Annotated in this window: 1 protein-coding gene; it reads left to right on the top strand. The window is 71.6% G+C overall.

The window, feature by feature from the left end; translation table 11 throughout:
- Positions 1 to 234 precede the first annotated feature (234 nt).
- A partial coding sequence (locus AC1DU6_RS30650; protein ID WP_477861861.1) for a delta-60 repeat domain-containing protein occupies positions 235 to 1,560 on the top strand: 1,326 nt, incomplete at its 3' end.

The following is a 1,560-nucleotide window of genomic DNA, read 5'->3' as shown; positions in this document are numbered from 1 at the left end:
GGGCCTTGGTGACTGGCATCTGAAGGTCGAAGCGGAATGAGGGATTCATGGTCGACGGATGGCGATAGCGAGGCGCCAGTGTTGCGACCCGCCAGGGCGCTGTCATCGCTCTGAAGAGCCATCGCGGCCGTGGCATGCATGGCTCTCCGATGACTGCCRCCATGGCCTGTCGGGCGGATGGCAGCCGCGCACCCGGTCGGCACAGTGCCGCCACCCCAATCGACCGGAGTCCACATGACCACCACTGCTTCCCGTTTCCCCCTCTCCCTGCTGATCGCCGCTGCGTTGACCGCCTGTGGCGGTGGCGGCACCGATGCCGCCACCGGCAGCCCGGCCCCCACGCCGCAAACGCCGACGCCCACCACACCGCCGCCCGCCGCAGCTGGGTTCAGCTTCACGCTGGACACGAGCAAGGCCATCGTCTGGCAGGGCCAGCAGGCCAGCGTCGCCGTCGCCGTGCAGCGCGATGCCGGCTTCACGGACGCCATCCAGTTCAGCGCCGAAGACATGCCCGCCGGCGCAACGACCGCAGCGCTCAGCGTGCCCGCCGGCAGCAACGCCGGCACGCTGACGCTGCAGGCCGCCACCACGGCACCGCACTCGCTGCCGACCAGCGTCACGATCAAGGGCGCTGGCGGCACGGCCAACGCCAGCAAGCCCCTGACGGTGACGGTGCGCGGCCAGGCGGGTGACATCGACACCAGCTTCGGCGGTGGCACGCTGGTGACGCCGGGCGGCATCACCGACGACTACGTGCGCGGCGTGACGGTGCAGGCCGACGGCAAGGCCGTCGTGGCCGGCTTCGGCGTCTTCGGCTCCACCACCGGCACGGACTTCATGGTGGTGCGCCACCTGCGCGACGGCGGCCTGGATCCGAGCTTCGGCAACGGCGGCAAGGTCAGCACCGCGTTCAACAACGGTGGCCGCAGCGATGAGGCCCAGGCCGTGGCCGTGCAGGCCGACGGCAAGATCCTCGTCGCCGGCAGCAGCGACCAGGGCGCCAGCGGCTATGACTTCGCGCTGGCCCGCTACAACGCCGACGGCACGCTGGACACGACCTTCGGCAGCGGCGGCCGCGTGACGACCTCCTTCGGCAACGGCGCCGACAAGGCCTACGCCCTGCTGCTGCAGCCCGACGGCAAGATCGTCCTCGGCGGCGACAGCAGCCAGGGCGCCAACGGCAGCGACTTCGCAATGGCCCGCTACAACGCCGACGGTAGCCTCGACGCCAGCTTCGGCAACGGCGGCAAGGTGCTGACCGCCATCGGCAGCGACGGCGCGCGCGAGACCATCTATGCGCTGGCGCTGCAGACCGCGGCGGGCGTGTCGCGCATCGTCGCCGCCGGCGGCGAGGGAGACTTCATCGCCGCCGCCTACCGCGCCGACGGCACGCTGGATGCCGGCTTTGGCACCGCCGGCATCGTGCGCAGCCTGTTCGGCAGCATCACCGGCGCCGCTCGCGGCGTCGTCGTCACGGCCGACGGCAAGCTAGTGCTGGCCGGCCACCGCGACCACGATTTCGCCGCCGTGCGCCTGCTGCCCAACGGCGGCATGGATGCC

The organism is Roseateles sp. P5_B10 (genome assembly GCF_056400485.1).
This window is presented reverse-complemented; position numbering and strand designations above follow the sequence as displayed.